The 20,639-nt window shown below is 40.4% G+C and carries 18 protein-coding genes; 4 read left to right on the top strand and 14 right to left on the bottom strand.

Annotated features, from left to right (window positions below):
* Nucleotides 1-3 precede the first annotated feature (3 nt).
* Nucleotides 4-921: an MFS transporter gene (locus R5H20_RS06335; protein ID WP_006636751.1), complete on the top strand. Its 918-nt coding sequence runs from the start codon at nt 4-6 to the stop codon at nt 919-921.
* An 89-nt stretch (nt 922-1,010) separates the two neighbouring features.
* On the top strand, nt 1,011-2,630 hold the full coding sequence (locus R5H20_RS06330; RefSeq protein ID WP_006636750.1) for an AMP-binding protein: 1,620 nt from the start codon (nt 1,011-1,013) through the stop codon (nt 2,628-2,630).
* Between the two features lie 59 nt (nt 2,631-2,689).
* Here R5H20_RS06330 and cotJC read toward each other — a convergent pair whose 3' ends face one another.
* From cotJC to R5H20_RS06315, 3 genes are read right to left on the bottom strand one after another with little or no spacing between them, the layout of a single operon-like run.
* Nucleotides 2,690-3,259: a spore coat protein CotJC gene (gene cotJC, locus R5H20_RS06325; RefSeq protein WP_006636749.1), complete on the bottom strand. Its 570-nt coding sequence runs from the start codon at nt 3,257-3,259 to the stop codon at nt 2,690-2,692.
* 21 nt (nt 3,260-3,280) lie between these two features.
* Nucleotides 3,281-3,544: a spore coat protein CotJB gene (locus R5H20_RS06320; RefSeq protein ID WP_006636748.1), complete on the bottom strand. Its 264-nt coding sequence runs from the start codon at nt 3,542-3,544 to the stop codon at nt 3,281-3,283.
* Entirely contained in the window at nt 3,541-3,783 is a 243-nt protein-coding gene (locus R5H20_RS06315) for a spore coat associated protein CotJA (RefSeq protein WP_006636747.1), read from the bottom strand. The genes R5H20_RS06320 and R5H20_RS06315 overlap by 4 nt, the downstream gene beginning before the upstream one ends.
* Nucleotides 3,784-4,003: 220 nt before the next feature.
* On the opposite strand from R5H20_RS06315, the gene R5H20_RS06310 reads away from it, so the two are divergent.
* On the top strand, nt 4,004-5,158 hold the full coding sequence (locus R5H20_RS06310) for an AbrB family transcriptional regulator (protein WP_006636746.1): 1,155 nt from the start codon (nt 4,004-4,006) through the stop codon (nt 5,156-5,158).
* Nucleotides 5,159-5,510: 352 nt separating this feature from the next.
* On the opposite strand, the gene arcC is transcribed toward R5H20_RS06310, so the two are convergent.
* The 10 genes from arcC to R5H20_RS06260 all read right to left on the bottom strand — a co-directional run bounded on the left by arcC (nt 5,511) and on the right by R5H20_RS06260 (nt 17,114).
* Nucleotides 5,511-6,443: a carbamate kinase gene (gene arcC, locus R5H20_RS06305; protein WP_006636745.1), complete on the bottom strand. Its 933-nt coding sequence runs from the start codon at nt 6,441-6,443 to the stop codon at nt 5,511-5,513.
* A gap of 5 nt (nt 6,444-6,448) precedes the next feature.
* Nucleotides 6,449-7,219, bottom strand: a complete 771-nt coding sequence (locus R5H20_RS06300) for an oxamate carbamoyltransferase subunit AllH family protein (RefSeq protein ID WP_006636744.1) — start codon at nt 7,217-7,219, stop codon at nt 6,449-6,451.
* Nucleotides 7,216-8,481 (bottom strand): YlbE family protein, encoded by a 1,266-nt coding sequence (locus R5H20_RS06295; RefSeq protein WP_006636743.1) that lies wholly within the window; start codon nt 8,479-8,481, stop codon nt 7,216-7,218. The genes R5H20_RS06300 and R5H20_RS06295 overlap by 4 nt, the downstream gene beginning before the upstream one ends.
* The gene (locus R5H20_RS06290) at nt 8,481-10,238 is read right to left on the bottom strand and encodes an acyl-CoA synthetase FdrA (protein WP_006636742.1); all 1,758 of its coding nucleotides are present in this window, start codon (nt 10,236-10,238) and stop codon (nt 8,481-8,483) included. Before R5H20_RS06290 ends, R5H20_RS06295 begins: the two co-directional genes overlap by 1 nt.
* Nucleotides 10,239-10,255: 17 nt before the next feature.
* Entirely contained in the window at nt 10,256-11,305 is a 1,050-nt protein-coding gene (allD, locus tag R5H20_RS06285; protein WP_006636741.1) for an ureidoglycolate dehydrogenase, read from the bottom strand.
* A 26-nt stretch (nt 11,306-11,331) separates the two neighbouring features.
* Nucleotides 11,332-12,360: an ureidoglycolate dehydrogenase gene (allD, locus tag R5H20_RS06280; protein WP_006636740.1), complete on the bottom strand. Its 1,029-nt coding sequence runs from the start codon at nt 12,358-12,360 to the stop codon at nt 11,332-11,334.
* A gap of 15 nt (nt 12,361-12,375) precedes the next feature.
* Nucleotides 12,376-13,164 (bottom strand): (S)-ureidoglycine aminohydrolase, encoded by a 789-nt coding sequence (gene allE, locus R5H20_RS06275; protein ID WP_006636739.1) that lies wholly within the window; start codon nt 13,162-13,164, stop codon nt 12,376-12,378.
* 23 nt (nt 13,165-13,187) lie between these two features.
* Nucleotides 13,188-14,417 carry an allantoate deiminase gene (gene allC / locus R5H20_RS06270; RefSeq protein WP_006636738.1) on the bottom strand — a complete coding sequence of 410 codons (1,230 nt, stop codon included), beginning with the start codon at nt 14,415-14,417 and terminating at the stop codon, nt 13,188-13,190.
* A 649-nt stretch (nt 14,418-15,066) separates the two neighbouring features.
* Nucleotides 15,067-16,431, bottom strand: coding sequence for an allantoinase AllB (allB, locus tag R5H20_RS06265; RefSeq protein ID WP_006636736.1), 1,365 nt, complete (start codon nt 16,429-16,431; stop codon nt 15,067-15,069).
* A gap of 452 nt (nt 16,432-16,883) precedes the next feature.
* Nucleotides 16,884-17,114 carry a hypothetical protein gene (locus R5H20_RS06260; protein ID WP_006636735.1) on the bottom strand — a complete coding sequence of 77 codons (231 nt, stop codon included), beginning with the start codon at nt 17,112-17,114 and terminating at the stop codon, nt 16,884-16,886.
* 151 nt (nt 17,115-17,265) lie between these two features.
* Here R5H20_RS06260 and R5H20_RS06255 point away from each other — a divergent pair, with 151 nt between their 5' ends.
* Nucleotides 17,266-18,882 carry a PucR family transcriptional regulator gene (locus R5H20_RS06255; protein ID WP_006636734.1) on the top strand — a complete coding sequence of 539 codons (1,617 nt, stop codon included), beginning with the start codon at nt 17,266-17,268 and terminating at the stop codon, nt 18,880-18,882.
* 13 nt (nt 18,883-18,895) lie between these two features.
* On the opposite strand, the gene R5H20_RS06250 is transcribed toward R5H20_RS06255, so the two are convergent.
* Nucleotides 18,896-20,137 carry an MFS transporter gene (locus R5H20_RS06250; RefSeq protein ID WP_006636733.1) on the bottom strand — a complete coding sequence of 414 codons (1,242 nt, stop codon included), beginning with the start codon at nt 20,135-20,137 and terminating at the stop codon, nt 18,896-18,898.
* Nucleotides 20,138-20,639 lie beyond the last annotated feature (502 nt).

Here is a 20,639-nt window from a genome sequence, read left to right as displayed (position 1 = left end):
TTTATGATCGCTGACAATGTATGGCTTTTTGCCCTTTTTTATATGTTGAACGGAATCGGGGGAGTGCTGTACATTCCCGCACAGCGCGCGCAAATTTCAGACTGCACTGAAAGCGCGATGCGGACGGAAGTGTTTGCCGCGCTTCATGTCATTGAGGGCTTTGGTGCGGCGGTCGGCCCGATCGCAGGTCTTGCCGTTTATTCGTATCATCCCGCCTTGCTTTTCGGTTTTCAGGTTTGCGCGTTTTCACTTTATTGGCTTGTCGTATATTTTAGGCTGCCTGAGACGCTTCCGTCAAAAAGCCAAAAAGAGATTTTACAAAAAGAAAAACCCGTTTTCATCCAGGACATGCTCCTTCATCATCGTTCCGTCCTGCTTCTGATGCTGTTTACGATCCCGGTCAGTCTCCTGTATGCTCAGCTTGAAACAAATTACCGGCTTTATTTGGCAGAGCTTTTTGAAAACTTCTTATTTATTCTTGCTTCTTTTACAGTCTGTCACGCCCTGCTTGGCATTGTCCTGCAAATTCCGCTCGTGAAATGGACGGAAAAGCTGAAAATGAACACGGTTGTTATCATCTCATACGGCTGCTTTGCTCTTTCGGCAATCGGCTTTGCTTTTGCTTCTTCTCCGGCTTGGCTGCTCTTGACCACAATCGTTTTTACGGCTGGAGAAAGCGTGCTGTTCAATCACGTTCAAGCCTTCGTCTCAAAGATCGCACCTTCCCATATGCGCGGCAGATATTTCGCGTTTTACGGGCTTCACTGGGATATTTCCCGGACAATAGGACCTTTTTTAGGCGGGGTGGTCCTCATCCGCTGCGGCGGAGCTGTTCTTTTTCTATCGTCCTGTGCAGTTGTGGCAGCCGGAGGAGCCGCTCAATACTTTGCTGTCAAGAAATTGGAGAAAGCGGCCGAATGAAGTTGAAAAAACCGGGTATTTTATAGTACCTGGTACTAGTATAAAGTGCTATAATAAGGGCGATATTCTTCTTTAAATTAGGAGGCATTATGGATACGTTAAAAAGGCAAACAATCGGAAGCCTGTTAAAATCAGCTGCAGACCGGTTTCCGCATCGAGAAGCGGTGGTCTATTCAGAGCTTGATTTGCGGTATTCCTATCAGGAGCTTTTTGAAGAAACAGCAAAAATAGCGAAGGGACTGATGGCGCTCGGCATCCAGAAAAGTGAGCATGTCGCCATTTGGGCTTCCAATATTCCGGAATGGATTCTCCTTCAGTTCGCAACGGCGAGAATCGGCGCTGTGCTCGTCACTGTGAACACAAGCTATCAGGCAAGAGAGCTTGAATATTTACTGGAGCATTCCGATTCGACGACACTCTTTTTAATGGACGGCTATAAGGGGACTTCCTATATTGACATGATTCATTCGATTACCGGAAATCAGGAGGCATTGCCAAAGCTTGAACGCCTTGTCTATCTCGGACACGGAGAGACACCGGAAAACATGATTTCATTTGCAGATCTATCGAAAAAAGGCGAATTCATATCTGATGATGCCCTTTTTGAAAGAGAGCGGTCATTATCGCCCGATGATGTCATTAATATGCAGTACACGTCGGGTACGACCGGATTTCCAAAAGGCGTAATGCTGACGCATTATAATATTGTCAACAATGCGGCGATCGTCGCCGACAGAATGGGGCTCACCAATAGAGACAGATTGTGCATCCCGGTTCCGCTTTTCCACTGTTTCGGCTGCGTGTTAAGCACGCTTGCCTGCGTGTCGGCGGGGGCGGCCATGCTGCCGATCATCGAGTTCAAAGCGGAAACGGTTTTGCAAACGGTTGAACAAGAAAGATGCACAGGTCTGCAGGGCGTGCCGACAATGTTTATCGCCGAGCTCTCGCATCCACATTTTGCAGATTATGATCTTTCTTCATTACGGACTGGTATTATGGCCGGCTCACCATGTCCGAAAGAAGTCATGAAAAAAGTCATGAAGCAAATGAACCTGACAGACATCACAATTGCATACGGACAGACAGAGTCATCACCGGTTATTACACAGACAACCATTACCGATACAATTGAACGCCGTGTTGAAACAGTCGGCAAAGTCCATCCTCACGTGGAAATCAAAATCATCGACCCTGAGACCGGCCGGGCGCTCGGCCCCCATGAACAGGGCGAACTGTGCACAAGGGGATATCTCGTCATGAAAGGATATTACAAGATGGAGGAGGCCACCAGAAAGGCCATTGATAAAGATGGCTGGCTCCATACAGGCGACCTCGCAGAGATGGATCAGGACGGTTATGTCAGAATTACCGGACGTCTAAAAGATATGATTGTCCGCGGCGGAGAAAACATTTATCCGCGCGAAATCGAAGAATTCCTGTATGAGCATGAAGATATTGTCGATGTTCAGGTCGTCGGTGTTCCGGATGAAAAGTACGGAGAAAAAACGGCAGCCTTTATTAAATGCAAACCAGGCAAAACGCTGTCACTTGAGGATGTCAGGACATTTTGCAAAGGGCAGCTTTCCTACTATAAAATTCCTGAGTATGTGTTTCAGCTTGATGAATACCCGCTGACTGCCTCCGGCAAAGTGCAGAAATATATTTTAAGAGACTGGGCGACAGACATGCTGGCCGCCACTACCGAATAGATTGATATAAAAAGCCGAAAATCCCAGGACACCCCTGGAATTTTCGGCTTTTCGCACAGTTAAAACACCTTTTTGCGGTCGCGCTCTTCCTTCAAAATTTCGACGGCTTCGCGGAACCGCTGTGAATGGACGATTTCCCTTTCCCTTAAAAACGCCAGCCCGTCATTTAAGTCAGGATCATCTGACATATCGATCAGCCATTGGTATGTCGCCCTCGCTTTTTCTTCCGCTGCAATATCTTCATATAAGTCGGCAATTGGGTCGCCCTTTGCTTGAATATATGTAGCTGTGAATGGAACGCCTGCCGCGTTATGATAAAACAGGGCTTTGTCATGGTCTGCGTAATGATCGCCAAGCCCGGCGTCCCTCAGCTGCTCAGGCGTCGCGTCTTTCGTTAATTTGTAAACCATTGTCGCGATCATTTCCAAATGGGCGAATTCTTCTGTACCGATATCGGTCAGAAGGCCGACGACTTTATCAGGGATGCTGTAGCGCTGATTCAAATAGCGGAGCGCGGCTGCCAATTCTCCATCGGCTCCGCCGTATTGCTCGATTAAGAATTTAGCCAGCCTTGGATTGCATTCCCTCACTTTCACGGGGTATTGCAGTTTTTTCTCATAAAGCCACATGAACCTGACTCCCTTCCTTCATTAAACTTGCCATGGCCAAGGACTTCTTTTCCAGCTCCAGTACGATTCCGTCCGATCGGGACTCCCCTGTACGAGGGGACCATATTTAGATTCAAATTTCGCTTTCAGTCTTTTAGAGTACACGGCATACTGGTTATATTGTTTGATCGCATCGATATCATCCGGATGTGTATCAAGGTACAGCATGAGCTCGATAATGACAAAATCGACCGCCTGAATCTCGTGAAGCCTTTGATAATAGTCTTGCGGCAACGTGTGTGTCATCCCCCCTTACCTCCCATCTCATACGGATTTTCATAAGGATCGTAAAAAACGGGCCAAAGCGTCCCTTTTTTTAAAGCCTCCATAGGCGAGAACTGCGGCAGGCCGCGCGGCTGAAAGCCTAAATATAAATTCGGAGGTGTTCTGTAATACCTCTTGCCCAGCGGCGGACACGGGTCAAAAGCGCTGTGGAACGGACGATACGATTTAACTTTGGTGAATGATTCCTGGTCATGCTTCACATGGGTTCACCTCTATTTGTGATGAATCTAATTTATTTGTATTCATCCGCTCTGCCCGTTATGTTTTGAAATGCCCTGTTTTCCAATGATCAGTTTTACTTATTAATCTTTTAAATAAATTCGTATTTTACGAATCGCTAAAATTATATTATAGTTATCAATAGAAAATACTTTACCTAGTGAACAAAAAGGCTTTCAATACAGGAAGAAGGGTTTTAATTTGAGAATAAAACATGATTTCCTTCGGGATATCATATTAATATTGATCAGCAGCCTGGGAGGGTTTCTTCTTTCATTGACAGGAATGACGATCGGATGGATGGTCGGTACAATGGCGGCCGCCGCCTGTCTGTCGTTGTTTCAGCCGGCTCCGCTGAAACAAGCAATCAGCCAAAAAGGCATCCATAAAGGATGGCTCAGCTTTGGACAAATGCTTCTGGGAATTGAACTCGGACAGAAAATGAATATGTCCGTGATTTTCATTTTTAAAGAAAACTGGCTGATCATCGGGGTGATGCTGATCCTTTCCGTCATCTTCGCGCTGCTCTCCGGGTTTGTTTTATGGCGGTTCAGCAATGCGGATATGCTGACGAGTTTTGTAGGAACGGCCCCGGGCGGACTATCCGCCATGCCCGGCGTCGCTCAGGAAGTGGGAGCCAACACGGCCATCGTCAGCCTCGTACAGATGATCCGGGTGCTGCTGGTAGTCATGACGATACCTTTTTTCGTCGTTTTCATTCATTCCCAATATCCCGAATCACAGTCCGCCACCCACCAGATGCTCGCCGCCGGAACATCCGAATTCGGAACAGCTTATATTGCTTGGACAGCCGTCATTGTATTGGCCGCTTTTTTGGCTTGCAAGGCGATTGCATTATTGCGCTTTCCAGCGCCTTGGCTGCTCGGAAGCATGGTTGGCGTCGCCGCCATTCAAATCGCCGGCAGTTCGTTGTCCGGCCTCAGCCTGACTGCATGGTGGCCCCACGGATTTTCGGTGCTGTCGCAAATCTGCCTTGGTGCAACGATCGGCTCAAAAATCAATAAAGAGATGTTCATCGGCGTCAAGCGGACACTGATTGTCGCCTTCCTCGGCTCCGTCGGCCTGATCATTGCGATGATTTTGAGCGCCGCCGTGACTGCCCATGTAGCGGGCATTTCTTTGACGACGGCCATTTTGGCGTTTTCACCGGGGGGAATCGCGGAAATGGCGACGACATCCGTTACCCTTCACGCCGATTCGACATTTGTCGTCGCTGTTCAAGTGTTAAGGGTCGTTCTCGTCATCGCCATGCTGCCGCCGTTCTTTCGGCTGCTGCATCACAAATCGGAAAAAACGGCGCACCCGCATATGAAAAAAGCCGGAACTGAGGGGTAACCCTTTCGTTCCGGTTTTTTATTTCAACCCCATACTGCATCCATCCTCCAATTTCGCCAAACATTAACTAAAGACGCCACTGTAAAAGATTTCATTAAAAAAAGCATTTAAAGAAGTAATAAGCTTTTACTAACTAATGATATTTAGCTACTTAACCAACAGATGGAAAATATCCATTTTTTCACTCATCCTTTGACTTTCGATCCTAGACTTCATAGATTGTTTCTTTTCGAAATCTGTCTGCGCAGCATAAAGAGAAAGTTTTGAAGTAAATGACGCATCAAATGTGGTCATATCTAAAAAAGGCGGAATTTTGGCTTTTTATCCTCCTTATGAACATATGCGGATTGTCTTATTTTGTTATGCGCGTCCCCGCTTTTCCATCTAGTGCAGCTGCCGCTTGATCCAATGAACAAATAATTGCCTCTTTACCTAACTTTGCAAATTCTATAGCCGCTTGCATCTTTGGCAGCATACTGCCAGCAGGAAATTGCCCTTCTGCCACATATTGTTCTGCTTCTTCTACTGTAATTCGGCTTAGTTTTTGCTCATTTTCTTTGCCAAAATTGATAAATACATTTGGTACGTCTGTCAACATCATGAAAACATCAGCATTTATTTGTTGTGCAAGCTTTAATCCTGAACGATCTTTGTCTATTACTGCTTCAAGACCATGTAATAGACCGCTGTCGTCACGATATACAGGTATACCGCCGCCGCCAGAGGAAATAACAATAGTTTCATCAATTAAACGCCGAATCTCTTCTATCCCATGGATCACTTTCGGTTCCGGGGAAGGCACAACTCGTCTATAGCCACGCCCTGCATCTTCTGACATAGTAAATCCTTTTTCTTCTAATTGCTTCGCTTCTTCCTCTGAATAAAATACTCCTATTGGTTTCGTTGGTTTTTCAAATGCTTTATCATACTTGTCCACTTCAACCATTGTTAGAAATGTAGCTACATTCGCGGTAATGCCCCGTTTTTTAATATGGTTTTTCAAAGCTTTTTCCAGCATATAACCAATGAATCCCTGTGATTCTGCGTTACAAGCATAGATTGGCAGCGGTTCAACGACATTTTTGGCAGCTTCATTTTGAGCAATAATATTCCCAACTTGCGGACCATTGCCGTGTGTAATCACAATTTTATGTCCTGCTTCTTTAATTTCAATCATATGACGTGTTGCAGAGATTACATTTTTGAATTGATTAGTATAAGTTGCTTCTTGTTTTGGCTGTAAAATTGCATTACCTCCTAGAGCGATTACTACACTTTTCCCCATTTCTTTCACTCCTTTGTTAAAGCCATATAAATTCCATATAAAGTATCCATCCCAGAAGAAGAACCTACTTTTATAAGGCTTTTCATACTTTTTAAAGATGAATCATGTTGTAATTTTGTGATTTTTGAACTAAATAAACCTTCTATAGCACAAGTTAAAAAGCGCGTGCTGACAAGGGTTGTTAAGGGTTTTCTGATTAGACTTCCCAATGTTTCAAGGTGTTTTTCGGCAATAAAAGAGTTGATGAAATGTCCATATAATATACCGACCAGTATATCGTCACCCGTCGGCGTTAAACCTTGGCCGCGTCCGATAAAGTAACGAAACTCCTCTTCCAAATTTTCAGTTGGATCGTGTAATTTATTTATCAAGTCCGACACATGAGCTGATTCAAAATCAGTAGATTCATACGATTTAAATGAAATTTGTTTCACATTTTCTTTTAATTTATTTATATTTGCATGTTTAAAATCCGTATATAACGGAAGTATTTTCGCATTAAAATTGAGCTCAAAACGGTTGTGGGAAAGATGGTTATTGCGAACGTGAAATGTATCTCCCACCTCAAGATCGGCTTTTAGTGCTTGCTTCGTTTGTGAGTCAAGCAAGATTCCAAATGGAAAGGTCCCATTTTCATTTGTGCCGATAAATATCAATTCATCATTCCGATCAACAATATTCAAACCTTTTTCAAAAATGCTGTGTACAGTAAACGTTTTTCCTTCAATTAATAGCTGAAGTGCGATTGAACCAATCGCACTTGCCTGTAAAATCATCCTTGAAAACCTAGCTTTTCAGCATATGCTGTGATTGCTTTCTCAAAACATTCGATTGGAGGATGAACTGTACCAGCACCAATTTGCCCATATCCGGCAATTTTATGTGCAATACCTGTGTTAATTACCGGCGTGATGCCTGTTTCAACAACTTTACGTGCATCAATACCTAAACACGCACCTTTGAAGTCCCACGTCGGAATAACAAAGTTCGGATTTTCTCCAACACAGATTTCAGCCATTTGATTGCTTGTTTCAAGCGCATCATTAAATCCGCCTGTTCCAACAAAACGTGTTACTGCAGGGGCAGCAATCATTGCTACGCCGCCAACACCGATTGTTTCTGTAATCGCTGAATCACCGATATCTGGGTTTGCATCTTCCGCTGAGTAGCCAGTAAAATATAACCCTTGCGGTGTATGAACAGGTGCTGTAAACCACTCATCTCCCATACCAGCAATACGAATGCCAAAGTTTTCACCGTTTCGGCACATTGCAGTAACGACTGTACCATGTTTGATTGTACGCGCTGCATCCATTATTGCTTTTCCAGTCGCCATGGCAATGTTTAAGAAAAATTGGTCTGTATCAGCTAAAAATTGGATAACTTCTGCACTTTGTTCGTTTTCAACATCATCTAATGCCGCAATTACTGGAGCAACTTCTTTTAAAAACACCAATGATGCCGCAATATTGCGCTGGTGAAATTCATCCCCCATTGCAATAGCTTTAGCCATCAACACATTAACGTTTATGCCTCCATCAATTTTTCTTAAGGCCTTACTTAACACTGGACCCAACACATCTTTCATCCAGTGCAGGCGATTGATTACCTGCTCATGATAAGCACCGAAGCGTAATACTGCACCGATGCCTTCGTTCATTTGACAGTACGCCTCATTGCCGCTCTCTTTGTTCATAACAACAAGAACCGGCATATTAGGTGATGTAATGCCTCCCATTGGTCCAACTGCATTCACATGATGACATGGAATAAATGTAATCTTATTGTTTTCAAGCAGACCGCGCGCTCCCTCTTCATCTTCTGCCCATCCTTCAAAAAGAATCGCTCCAACACAAGAGCCTTGCATAGGATCTGTCATATTTTCATATTTAATTGGAGGCCCGGCATGTAATAACACATAATCTTCTAATTCAGGAATCACAGACTTGGCAGGTACAACATCCGTTAAGAATGGTTCAGCTGCTATGATCTTCCGGATAACAGCTTCGTTCGCTTCATTTATTGTTTTGTACCCCATTAGATTGTCTCTCCTTCATAGTAGTTTAGAAATTGAAGTACTTTCATTAACTTTTCATCACCGCCAGCAATTGGACGCCAGTTAAATTGAACACACTCTGATCCGCTCTTCTGAACAGCTGTTGTAAAACTTTTCAGCCCAATATTGATCACACTTGGCTTCTTATTGATTAAGGACACAATTTTTTCGTCTACTGTTAAGTCTTCTTGGGTATGTTCAAATTTTTGTATATCAAGGACTGGCTGTTCAACTTTTCCTCCTGCCAGTTTAATCGCTGTACGAACCATTTGGTCGTTTGTCTCACAAATCATTGCACCACTTTCTTTTAATGTTTCAATTTGCTTTTCGTAACCTTGAGGATCTCGAGCTGTACCTACAACTGTTACAAGCACTGCAAGTTCACGCCCACCCTGATGTGCATTGGCTAAAATACGTTTAATGGCTGGTGCTAATTCATTTGCCATATCATCATGACTGCCATAGCCAATGACGTTATCAATCATGATGACTGCTGTTGCAGGATCGTTTCCAGATGTTTCAAGCATTTCGATGCGTTTTTCAGGATCAATCATCGGGTGCGGCTTCCCTTGGGTATAAATATCATCGCCTAAGTCAATAATTTCATGATGGTTTGTTTTTAGGATATAGGCATCTTTCTTCTCTTCAGGCACTTCCTCTTTGAATGCCTCTTTCACTAACATAGCTGCTTCTGATGCCAAGGTGCCGCCTGAGTAATAACCTTTTATACCAACTTGCGAATCTTTTAACGACACGTTTACATTTTCAGCCACTGTCGGTTCAAAATTCGGTTTGTCGCCATTGGATAATTGAACAGATACAACCGCTGCTTCTTCAAGTGTATACGCATGATAAATATTTTCTTCCTGATATGTTGGTTTATCTCCTAAAAATAACGTAACAACCGGTTTTTCAATATTTCTTAAGACGTTCAATACTTTTTGCTGCACTTCCTTTGCAGGCGGTTTAGAAATTACTGTAATCACTTTTACTTGTGGATCTTGATTTAATGCTTTGATACTATCTAAAACCGTGGTAGCACCAACCTCTGTTGATAAATCCCGACCACCTGTACCAATTGCGTTTGTTACACCTTTACCAAGACGGTCAATGATGCATGTCACTTCCTGAATCCCTGTACCTGATGCACCCACAATGCCAATATCTCCTTTATTGACGATATTTGTAAATGCCAGTGGCACGCCGTGAATAATTCCCGTACCGCAGTCTGGTCCCATGACTAATAATCCTTTTTCATGCGCCTTTTGTTTCAACTTAACCTCATCTTCTTTAGATACATTGTCGCTGAATAGAAATACATGTAACCCTTCATTCAATGCATTTTCCGCTTCCATTGCTGCATACTGACCAGGAATGGAGATCAATGCCAAATTAGGGTTGTTCGCAAGCTCCATTGCACGCTTCCAGTTATGTGCTTCTTGGTCTTTAGCTGTGCCTTGTGAAGCAGAGTCTCCTTTTAAAGCTGCTTCTACTTCTTCTTTCACTTCCGATACCTTTTCTTCTTGGTTTGTATCTATAACGATGACGATATCATTTGGGTTTGCTTTTTCCAATTCATCTGTGCCCAAACCTGAAGATTTAAAAATGTCTTTGTTAGCTGGTGTTCCCATCATGATAGAAACTTTGTTTATACCATCTATTGCAGATAACTTGTTTGATAAAAGCATTAACACGATAGAATCTTGATAGGTGTTTTCTTTTATAATTGTGTATAACATAATGATCCTCCATTTTGTTATTCTGCAAATCTATTCTTTCCATGATAGCGATTGTAATGAACATCGCCTGAAACGAGGTAGTTATAAATATCGTCTACAATTTCAATTCCTTCTTTATCATATTTTGCACTTCTTAATTTACCGCGCTCACCCGGATAATAAATTTCTCCATAGCCTTCTGCTGCCGGCTGTGCTTTTAACTCATCAAGCATCGTCGAAATCTGTTGTTTAAAAGCAGTTAAATCTGTGAAGTATGCTGGGTTGATCACAATATGAATTTGCCCTAAATCGCGGCCTTTTGTCAGGTCTTGATACATGGAAGATACATGTACGCCATGAGGTACTCCAAGAAGGCTGCCTGATAAGATATCCACCATCATCATCAATCCATAACCTTTTGGACCGGCAATTGGCACAAGTGCATGGACATCTCTTGCATTCGTTGTTGGTTTGCCGGCTGCATCTACTGCCCATGTTTCCGGGATCGATTCATTTTTACTTCTTGCATCCAATACTTTTCCCCATGCCTGAACAGTTGTCGCCATATCAAATGTGATCATGCGTTCATCAGCCGATGGTGCACTAAAAGCAATTGGATTGGTGCCAAAGTATGGTTCTGTTCCTCCAAACGGTACGACCATTGGATCTGATTGGCACATGCTTAAAGCAACCATGTCTTGTTCTGCTGCCATTTCAACAAAATAACCCAATGCACCACTATGCGAGATATTCTTCATGCCTACAACAGCAACACCTGAATTTTTTGCCATTTCGATTGCTTTTTCCATCGCTTGTTTCGCCGCTTGGTGACCTGGACCATTATCTCCGCTAAAGACAGCGGATGCAGGTCCTGTTTGTTCAAATGTGTAGTTTGGGTTTGCTGTAATACCGCCTTTTGCGATTCGTTCGGCATAGTATTCCACACGTACTGCACCATGGGAATGGATCCCTCTATGATCGGCGAATGTCAATACATCTGAAACATCGTGTGCGGCTCCTTCATTTAATCCAGCTTTGATTAGCTTCTGTTTGATTAAATGAAACAGCTCCTGCTTAGATACACGCATCTGATTCCCCCCCTTCCATTACATGATTAGTAAATTTTGTCTGACTCTAAATAATCTAAAATTTCCTTTGTAACTGGGATACCTGTTTTTTTATACTGTTTCATCACATCTATTTGAATTTCACCGGGATAATACACTTTGTCAAATCCTTCAGCAGGTGGGTTGTCGTGTAATTCTTCAACCATTTGAGATATTTTTTCCAGGAATTGCTCCTTCCCACCAAAGTATTCAGGATTGATTACGAGATGAAGCTGCCCTAATCGACGGTACTCTGATAAATCTTTATACATGGAAGTGACATGCTTGCCAAATGGCAAGCCGAGTAAACTCCCCGATAAAATATCAACCATCATCGCTAACCCGTATCCTTTAGGTCCAGCCATTGGTAATAATGCATTTACTTTAAACGGGTCTGTTGTTGGCGCTCCATTTTTATCCACTGCCCATGAGTCTGGGATAGATTTGTTTTTACTTCTTGCATCTAAGATTTTCCCCCAGGCTTGTACCGTTGTTGCCATATCAAAAAGTATTGGACTACCATCTTTTCTAGGCGCACTAAAAGCAATTGGGTTGGTGCCAAAGTATGGTTCGGTGCCACCAAATGGCACGACCATGGGATCAGATTGACATACTGTTAATGCCGCCATGCCTTCTAATGCTGCTTGACGTGCATAATAACCAATAGCACCGCTGTGTCCCATTTCTTTTACACCGACAACACCGATACCTGATGTTTTTGCTAATTCGATTGCCTTTTTCATTGCTTGATAACTCACATAATGCCCTAACGCATTATCCCCGTGATAAATCCCTGAGGCAGGGCCCGTTTTTTCGAAGCTTAGCTTTGGTTTCAGGTTATATCCACCTTTTAATGCACGTTCCGAATAGTATTGCATTCTCACTGCACCATGTGAGTGAACACCTCGTTCATCTGCAAAAATGAGTAAGTCAGCTGTTTTATCCGCTTGTTCTTCAGGTAAACCTGCTTTCACTAATTTATCTTTCATTAGCTGCCTGAGACGATTACGTTCTATATACACTAATGGTTCACTCATTAACATTGCCCCTCTTTATAGATTAATATCTCTATTCGCATCCTTAGAATAAATATACGAGAATGGTTCATCCAAACCAATTGCATAGGTTGCTTGCGGCGTATAAGCTCCCATAAAAATATAGTCACCTTTGTCAACTGGCATCCACTCGTTGTCCAAGTTGTAAACACCTCGTCCACTTAATATATAAGCACCATGTTCTTGAACGTGCGTTTCAATGTAACCATGCGAAGCACCTGGCTTAAATGAAAGAATATGAATGTTCATGTCATATGCGATTTCTTTTGGCAGTAAATCTTGAATTAATACTTCTTTCATACCTTCATAGGCTTCTTGTTTGATGTTATTCACATTACCTGTAACAATTTCTGGTGTATGTCCTTTAAGCGGCTGATAACGCTTTTTGTATAAAAACAAACGGCTGTCCTCACCATTATTATTATTTTCAAAAGTCAATTGTAAGTGTGGAGGCACATATAAGAATCCGCCTTTTGCTAATTCGTATTTTTCACCGTCCGCAAAAGCGTTGATTTTACCATATTCAACGTACACAAATGATTGGATACCATCACCGGCAAAACCGGTTTTGTTTCCGCCCTTGTTTTTAACTGTTACCAAATAATCTACAAACCTTGCACCTAAACGCGGGGATCCTAAAATCGTTACATCACAATCTTCAAAGCCAGGTACAACATTATTAACCAAGCCATCAGGTGTGATTACCGCATAATTATCCTTTTTTATTACTGAACGTGTTTCTAATAAACCTTCTCTGTATCCTTGATTATGATTTAAGTAACTCATGAGTATCTGGCTCCTTTTCATTATTATTCCTTATAAGCTAGTTCAAACAATACATCTTTCAATACTTCAATCCCCTTCACAAGGTCTTCTATCTTCGTTTCTTCATTGGTATTGTGGCTAATTCCGCCAATAGAAGGTACAAACAACATTGCTGTTGGGACAAAATCGGCAAAAATTTGCGCATCATGACCTGCACCAGATGGCATCAATTTATAGCGGTCCCCCACATTGGCCTTAGCTGCTTTTTCAATTATTTGAATGATTTCTTTATCCATCAATGACGGTGCTTCATCCATCCATAAATTAATGTCATAAGTCATGCTGTTTGCTTCTGCAACCGCTTTAACTTTATCTTCAATTTCTCTCGCAAAATTATTTAATAGTTGTTGATCAATATGACGACAGTCTATCGAAAAAGTAATTTCTCCAGGGACGACATTTACCGTGTTTGGAACAGGAGCGACATGTCCAAACGTTAATACAAGAGGCTCCCCAATTTCTCTAGCTCGTTTCGTTAAGTCTGTTACAATTTCACTATATGCAACAACTGTATCTCTTCGTAATGACATCGGTGTTGTGCCAGCGTGATTTGCCTCACCTTTCAAGTTAATTGTGTAACGTTTTTGACCAACAATCCCAGTCACAACACCAATCGCTTTATTTTCCGCCTCTAATACTTTCCCTTGTTCAATATGTACTTCAACAAATGCTTTAATATCGCCACGAACATCATCTGTTTTACGGTAATCAAAACCAGATTCGTGCATAGCATCTTCGAATTTAATTCCTTCAGCATCTTCTATTGTGTCAACATCCGCTTTTTTGGCTAAGTTAAAGAAGTTTTTGCTTCCCCAAAATGTATATGGGAATCGACTGCCTTCTTCTTCTGCGAGCGATAGTACTTCTATTGTTCGTAATGGTTGACCATGTTTTTCTTTTAAATATTTCACAGCAACCAATGCAGATAAGATACCGAATTGTCCATCCAGATGACCGCCTTCTACAACTGTGTCGATATGTGATCCTGTTAAAATAGTTTCTTCAGGATATTTACTTCCAACAAGACGACCAGATAAGTTTCCAACATCATCAAAGCTTACTTCTAAACCTTCTTCCTTGAATGTCGCTTCCAGTTCGCGAACTGCAGCAATCCATTCAGGGGAGTATAACAGACGCGTAATACCCCCTTGTTCTAAACCGCCATAACTTGTGAATTTCTTATCTAACGTTTCAAAGGTTGATTGAATATCCATTCTTTTTCTCCTCCTTTCTCTTATTTACTTTCATCATAGAACCCTGTTTACAACCATTCATTGACATAACCAACAATAATGGAAGAGCATTTTATGCACTTTCAACAAATACACCTTTTAATCAATTTACGGTATCTAAATAATGGGCTAATGCCAGAGATAAAAAGAAACTGTTGGCTTTCGATTACATAAAAACTTGAAAAATAACAAATTAAATTTGCATCGAATTTCTTCTAAAGAAAATCACAGATCGCTCGCTTAAAAATTTATAGATGGGAGCGACACATCTCTCTTACCCATTAATAAATAAGGTGCAAATAAAAAAACTACCCTATAAATCAATAAAAAACATTGATTTATAGGGTAGTTTAAAATGATATGCCAAGAGTCAGGATACATACGAGCAGCAGCAATTCTAGGCTGTACCTTAATGTATATTGAAAATTTTTGATTCGTTTTAATTTGATTAACAGCTGCTGCTGTAATCGCGAGAGATTGTGGTGAAGTCAACTTTACCATGCTCACTTCAGCTGTATTAGCCGCCATAAGAAATGCTGATGACACACTGATTTGCGAGTGTAACACAATCTCAGGTCGCCTTCACATCTTCCTATGCCTCAAATTCCTGACGGGGCAGCTGTCCCGTCGCTCAAGGAATAAATCTTCCTACTTTTTCATTTGAAATTCCTTTTTCTTTATCATAGATTTCGACACCGCGAAGGATTGTTTTCACTACCTGAGCACCAATTTTGCGGCCAATATACGGACTAATTTTGTGTCGATATGCTAAGTCCCCAGCTTTTAATTCATAAGGTGCATCTTTCTTAATAAATACGAAATCCGCATCTTTCCCTACTGCAATACTGCCTTTTGATGCTAGATTAAAACGTTTCGCAGGGTTTGTAGCAATAATGGCTGCAAATTTGGATAATGGCATATTACGTTTTTGCACACCTTCATCAAATAATACATCGACATTATTTTGTAAACCTGCGATACCTCCCCAAGCTTCAAATGCATTATCCGTAGCTTTTAAGTCCGGGGTACATGGTGAATGGTCTGATGTTACGAATGAAATATCTCCGTTTAATACCCGATTCCACATGCCTTCTAAGCGTGATTGCTCACGGATTGGCGGAGAGCATTTTACAACCGGTCCGATATTATCTAGTTCTTCTTTATAGAAATATAAATAGTGTGTACATGTTTCGCATGTAATATCGACCCCTTCCTGTTGTGCTTTGACAATTTCGTCTACGCCCTCTTCACAAGCTATATGAACGATGTGTACACGACATCCCGTTTCTTTCGCAAATAGAATAATTTTTCTAATCGGTTCTACTTCAGTAAATACGGGTCGAGAATCTACATAAGCACGCAATGAAGTTTCCCCATTTTTAGATGCTATTTCCCCTAACTTATCGGTGATTGCGGCATTTTCAGCGTGTATAGATAATATTTTGCCTGTCTTCGCAATTTGTTTCATGCCTTCGTAGAGGGAATAGTCATCCACGTTCATGAAATCTCCTTCTATAGAACGGTCGCCACATGTTGCTAAAAAACATTTATATGCAACAACACCATTTCTATCCAATTCTTGAATACCCCCATCCAAGTTAAATGGTACTAAACCGCCGTAACTCGCAACGTCTACTGATAATTTTCCTTTTCCGGCTTTAAATTTTTCTTGAATAGATTCCTCATCTACCGTTGCTGGCACTTGATTTAATGGCATTTCAATAATCGTCGTTACACCGCCTTTTGCAGCGGCACGTGTTCCTGTGTCATAGCCCTCCCATTCATCACGATAGCCGCCGCCCGGCTCTGTGATATGCACATGTGCATCAATCATACCTGGAGATACAATAGATCCTTTTGCATCGATAATTTTTGCACTTGTACCCAAATCCTTACCGATTGCTGCGATTTTGCCATCTTTGATCCCTACTTCGACTTCTTGTTCACCATTTTCTAGAATGACTAATCCATTTTTGATAATTGAATCAAAATTCATCAAAATCATCCTCCTCTTTTTTAAGCTGCAAGAATCATATTACTTGCTGCATTGATAGAGATTGCTGTAAATAGAAGTACACCTGTAGCAAGGAAACCGCCAATATATATCCTATTGATTAACATCATTCAGTATATTCCGTTCTTGTTGACCCAATAGAGCATCCAATTAAAATGGTTACAGTTGAAAACGCAAATAAAACGTGAGCAGCAACAATACCGGAAACTTGTCCAATAATTTATGTTTTTGCTGATTTTATTTGTGTGGAGCCGGAAACACTCAATAAAGCTTGTGAACCAGCAAATGTCTGCAATCAAACCGAGGAGATCCAATCCGCAGCACCACGTAATACACCTTGCAGTTAGCACCTATATCACCATAGGTATATCTTAAATGCATAAAACCGGGATGCTGTTTTGAACCCTTGTATCCGCTTACGGCGAGTCGTAAGGCTATCTAAGAAGGAACTTATAATAAGGGATACCATTAATTTTAGCGGTGATGATCCCAGTTTTAAAAAGACCACCAACGGCTATATCATTCTGAATATTACGCCCTGCTCCCACTGCAACGTTAAATGAGGATGAATTTCTTTGTTCAAGTGATCTTCGGCATGATATCTTTATAATAACCACACTTTTCAAAAAACGAAGAATCCTGTTGAATACCTTGATTTTGTTCAAGCATAATGATTCTCCTTTAATATTTTTAACTAAAGGATTATACGTATAATTACCTTCAAAAACAGTGTACTATCAGAGTTAGAAGTTATCCTTGTAACATCTTACATATTTTATTTTATCTTTTTCTAACATAGATAAGGAGGTAGCCTTTTTGACAACTTTAAAAGAAATATTATCTGTACTGCAATTTTCAGATTTAACATTGCTGAATGAGCAGGGCGATTTGGAACGAGTGGTAGAAATGGTTGATATTACAGAAACGCCTGATATTAAAAATTTTACAACGCCACGCTCACTTATCGTCACAACAGGAATGAGCTATCAGGATGATCAATCCGGACTAATCAGTCTTATTAGTGAGTTAAATGATATACAAGTTGCTGGTCTAGGTATCAAGCTATCCCGATTTTTAAAAAAATTAGATGATGAGGTTATTGCATTTGCAAACAAATTAAAATTCCCAATTATTGAAATTCCGGAAAGTTGGAATTTGGGATCCATTACTCATCATATATCTTCATTTATCTTGGATGAAGAAACAGAAAAATTACACTTCGCATTAGATATCCAACAAGAGTTAAATGCTATGCTGATGCAAGGGTTAAGCCTGAACATGATGATTGAGCGTTTAAGTAGACTTATAAAGGTTCCTGTCATGCTGCTAAATTCTTTTCATCAAGTTGAATCATCGAGTCATCACTTTCATCAAAACTCAGAACATGTTCAAAAAAACCTTAATTATTTCAGGAGATATTTATTAAATTCAGAGCAAATCGAACCAAATCATAATGGTGTTTTCCAGGAAGAATATGCTGTATTTAAGGTTCCTGCATTTAAATATTTTCCGTATTATCTTATGATTTCAAATGTTAATTTGCTCAACTATCCGATTAGTTTATTAACAATAGAACAAGCAGTCAACACACTTAGCCTCGCAATTTATAAAAATAGTAAAATCAAGGAAGCAGAGCAGCAGGACGTGAACCATTTTTTCACAACACTTATGTCCGAACATCCTGATAACCTTGTTTCACTGGCACAACACACTGACCTTTTAAAAAAATATCACATTCAACCTTCTACATTCTATCAAGTGATTATTTGCGGGATTGACAAAGAAAAGAATGTAGAAAATAGCGCCTACATAAATGAGCGTTATCAGATGACTTTTGAGTGGCTGACGCATAAGTTTACTGGGATTGACCCTTCCATTAGCATATATATGTCTCAGGGTGAACGCAGATTTACGATACTTTTACAAAGAAGACATCATTATTATTTGGAATACTGCAGATATATCCAAAAAGAGTATCAGCTATTTTTTAATAGCTCCCTTTCATTTGGCATTGGCAATGAAGTCTCCGAGCTTTCACAATTACCACTGTCTTTTTTCGAAGCAAATGAGGCTTATGATAATAAATATGAACAAGGCGAAATGGAATTTATAGAGTCCTACAAATCCAAAAGCGTAGAAGAATTATTACAGCTCATTCCAACGAATAAATTAAAGCCATTTATCATTTATACACTCGGTCCTTTAGCCTATCCTCAGACAACGAAGGAAAAAGAACTACGATTCACATTAAGTGTCTATATGGCAAACCAATGTGATCTTACAAAGACCTCAGAAGATATTTTTATTCACCGTAATACTGTGAAATATCGCATTAAAAAATGCGAAGAAATATTAGGTCAATCTGTAGAGTCTCCTGATACATCACTGAGCATTCGATTGGCATTATTTGCTTCAGAGAAAATATCGTTGTAAATAAAATACTTATTTAGTTAGCTGCTGCTTTATTCTGTCTTAACATAACCACAAGGAAAAATAGCAACGCTGCAGCTGCAAGGAGGATGGTTGCAATATAGAATGCTAATACTTGCGAGCCGGTTACATCACCAATATAGCCAGTAAGTGTCGGTGCAATAACAGATGAGCTCATTCCAAAGAAGTTAAAGAGAGTTAATGCTCTGGCAACTCTGTCTCCTGATACGGAATCAGATACATAGGTTATTAAAACTGGATCAATCGCAAGTTTGCCTAATAAGCCATATAAAATTAACGCAATATACAGCACTGCAGGATTTGGTGCAAATACTGTCAAACTAATTGTTACTGCTGCAGCAATTAATAGAAATAAAATTAAACGCAGACGCAAATGTGCATTTTTGTCTATATATTTAGTAAATATCAAAGCGCCAGGTACTGCAGTGACCGCAACTAGTGCAGCTACATATCCTACTGAACCTTGATTAAATCCTTTTTCTGCTACAAGGAATGATGGCAGCCAAGTTACAATCATATAATAGCCATAGCATGTTGCAAAATATACAAAATATACAACTAATTGTCTTGGAGAAAATAAGCTTTCATTTTGAATATCCATGCTTAGTGCGGCGTCTTTCTTCTCTTCAGCCACTTCCTTATCTGATGTTTTATCTTGTTTAATAAACAACACAAACACAAATGTTACAGCTACGATGACGATAGCTGTTATAACAAGCATATAATTCCATTGAATATCAAAACCGCCTACTAATACCGATGATCCGATTAGTCCAATTACCATCCCTAATGCTGAACCGCTGTTTATAATCGCATTGGAAAAACTTTTTTTATCTTTTGGCGTATGTTTGGCTGACAAGGAAAAGGCTGCACCGTAATATGAACCGGTCGAAATACCAGCCAATAACGAACCAATGTATACTTGCATGATGGTTGAACTTGTGCCAATTACAAATGCAGCCAGCGCAAAAACGATAAATGCAGGAATTAAAACCTTTTTTTGTCCAAATTTATCGACAAGGGCTCCTGACGGAATTTGCATACCTGTATATGCAAAGAAATAAATAGAAGCAACCAACCCCATCTGTGTGTCACTAATATTTCCTAATGATTCTTGAATCTGCGGATATATTGGCGTAAGTATTGTGCGATAAATCCAAATAGCTACCCACCCTAAACACAATGCAATAATGATCTTTTTGTAATAATTGGGGTCATGTTTAATTGTTTTTTCCACGGTATGACACGCTCCCTTCTTATTATTTAATCTATTTTTTATTTAATTAAATTGTAGGTTGTAAGCCAGCCAATAACATTGTTCACTTTCAACAAAAACAAAAGCAACATTATACATTTTAGACAAAAGGCGTCTGCTTAAAAATATCGATGGAATGATTCATCGATAGAAGCTAGTCTTATTTTTCCCAGCTCTCTCATTTCTATAAAAGTAATAATGATTAACATATTATTTTACGAGCGCTGTTCAAAATGAATAATGAAATGACAGGTAAAAAAGATGGCTCTTTTTTAAAACAAACTTAGGAGTACCCAATTTATAAAAAAAGCACTTCCTAAATAAATAGGAAGCACCACCACCGTTTATATAACAGTGTTCTTAACGTTTTGAGAAATATACAAATAAGTTCTAAGTGTACCTAATTCATTTATATCAACGTTTTAGAAATTGTTATTTGGATGAAAATGTATCAAAAAGGATTGAAATTTACATTACTTGAACC

The sequence above is a fragment of the Bacillus sp. KICET-3 genome, assembly GCF_033261025.1.
Taxonomy (GTDB): domain Bacteria; phylum Bacillota; class Bacilli; order Bacillales; family Bacillaceae; genus Bacillus; species Bacillus sonorensis.
Note: the sequence above shows the minus strand (reverse complement) of the source record. Positions and strands in the feature narration are given on the sequence as shown.